At 75.8% G+C, this 2,144-nt stretch carries 3 protein-coding genes; all 3 read right to left on the bottom strand.

All coding sequences use genetic code 11. From position 1 onward, the window contains the following. Window positions 1-126: 126 nt before the first annotated feature. Entirely contained in the window at window positions 127-915 is a 789-nt protein-coding gene (locus tag ACFXGA_RS03410; protein WP_378083959.1) for a DUF4097 family beta strand repeat-containing protein, read from the bottom strand. Between the two features lie 111 nt (window positions 916-1,026). Further along, window positions 1,027-1,596, bottom strand: coding sequence for a hypothetical protein (locus tag ACFXGA_RS03405; protein ID WP_378083958.1), 570 nt, complete (start codon window positions 1,594-1,596; stop codon window positions 1,027-1,029). Window positions 1,597-1,619: 23 nt separating this feature from the next. Continuing rightward, window positions 1,620-2,144 (bottom strand): TetR/AcrR family transcriptional regulator (locus ACFXGA_RS03400; RefSeq protein WP_378083956.1); only part of this gene is annotated, 525 nt, incomplete at its 5' end.

Below are 2,144 nucleotides of genomic sequence, written 5' to 3'. Positions count from 1 at the left end.
AACCCTCCGCCGTCCCCCCGGGGGGGTGGCGGGGGGTTGCCCCGGGGGGGTTTTGCGCCGCCACCCACCCCCCCCGGGGGGGCGCCCGGGGGCGGCGCCCCCGCCGGGGCCCGACGGGGTGGGCGCCTAGGCGGCGGCGCGGACCGTGACGTCGCCGCTGCCGGAGCGCAGGTACAGCTCGGCCGCGCCGTTCGGGTCGTCGGCGACGGAGACGGCCGTCTCCCCGCTGCCGGTGGCCGCGTCGACGCGGTAGGAGCCCGGCGGCACGACGACGGTCAGGTTGCCGCTGCCCGCGTCGGCGCGCACGGATTTCACCGCGTCGGTGGCGAGGTCCACGTCGCCGGAGCTGCTCTCGACGGTGACCGCGCCGCGCATACCGGACAGCCTGGTGTTGCCGGAGCCGACCCGGCCGGTGAAGTCGCCGCCCACGGCCACGACGTCCAGGTCGCCCGAGCTGTTGTCGACGCGCACCGAACCCGCCACGTCGCGGAACGTCGCGTTGCCGGAGCCGACGTGCAGGTCCACGCTCGCCACGCGCTCCAGGTGGACGTCGCCGGAGGAGTTCTCGCCGGTGATCCGGACGTCCGCGGAGGGCAGGGTGACGTCGTAGTCCACCGAGCACCGGCTGCCGCAGCCGTCCAGGACGAGGGTGGTGCCCTCCAGGCGGTACGAGACGCCCTCGGGCTTGTCCCGGCCCTTCGGGTACTCGACGCGCCGGCGGATGTCGGTCCCCGCCCCGCTGTCGCCGCCGCGCACGGTCACGTTGCCGGAGCCGTTCTGGACCCGGACCTCGGTCACCCGGTCGGACAGCGAGTGCCGGTCGTCGAAGCCGTTCTGCACGAGCCGCACGCACGACGTCAGCACGAGCACCGCGGCCACCGCCACCCCCGCACCCACCGCGATCCGCTTAACCACCGCTGCCCCCTCAGGCGTCGTGTTGTCGACCCCCACGCTAGGCGCGGCGACCCGGCCGACCCACCGGGGAGACCCCCGATCCGGTACGGGGGTTGGCCCTACCCCCGGCGGTCAGGCCAGCGACTCCACCACGGCCCGCAGCGCGGGCGCGGACCGGGCCGGGTCGACCAGGAAGCGCTGCGAGGCGATCACGTGCGTCTCGGTCATCCGCTCCCACACCATGCCCTGCACCGGCACCTCGGTGATCACCAGCCGGAACGGCCGCGCGTACCGGCCGAGCCTGCCCTCGACGCCGCGCACCACCTCGCCGATCGGCAACGCGCCCCGGGACGTCACGTACCGGTGGTCGTACTCGGCCGCCGCCTCGCCCAGCGCCAGCACGGCCGCCCGCAACGCGGGCCTGATCTGCAACGACGGGCCGGCCGGGTCGTCCGGCGCGCTGCCGGGCAACTCGGCCCGGGCGTGGTCGAGCACGTCGGCCCACCAGCCGAGCCACTCCTCGGCCGCGCCCGCGCGGTCGATCCCCGGCGGGACCACGACCGGCACGGACGGGTCGAGCCCGGGCAGCTCGGGCACGGTCTCGACCGAGAGCGCGAGCGTGTCCCGGACGAACAGCGCGGTGTTGACCGTCTGACTCGTCCCGTGTGACACCTGCCACGACTCACGACCGGCGAACCTCATGCCACCAGTGTCCCGCGCGAAGGTCATCCGCCAAGCATCAGAAGGGACACGACGGGCTCCAATTCCTCCGCCATTGGGGGGAAATCCGCGATCAACGCCTGGATCAGCAGCCCGTCGAGCCCCGCGAGGACCGCGCGCAGCGCCACCGGGTCGCGCGGGCCGGCGACCCCGGTCATGAGCGAGATCCACCGGCGGGCCGCCGGGCGCAGCTCCGGGCGGCGCGCCGCCAGCAGGTACAGCTCGTACTCCGCGAGGGTCCGGTCGCGGTGCGGGCCGGCGGCGTCCGCGACGAACCGCGCCACCGCCGGGGGCGTCAGGGGCACCTCGCGGAAGCTCGCCGCCATCTGCTCGGCCGACCACGTGAGCGTGGCGATCAGCAGGTCGTCCAGCGTCGCGTAGTAGTAGGTGGTGGACGTCGTGGGCACGCCCGCCTCCCGGGCCACGGACCGGTGGCTCACGCCGGCCACGCCGTCGCGCGCCACGACCCGCAGCGTCGCCTCCAGGATCGCCCGCCGGCGCCGGTCGCGGCGGGGCCCGCGGCCCCGCGG

Origin of the sequence: Actinosynnema sp. NPDC059335, from assembly GCF_042752395.1 — a bacterium.
In the GTDB taxonomy this organism is placed as follows: Bacteria; Actinomycetota; Actinomycetes; order Mycobacteriales; family Pseudonocardiaceae; genus Actinosynnema.
This window is presented reverse-complemented; position numbering and strand designations above follow the sequence as displayed.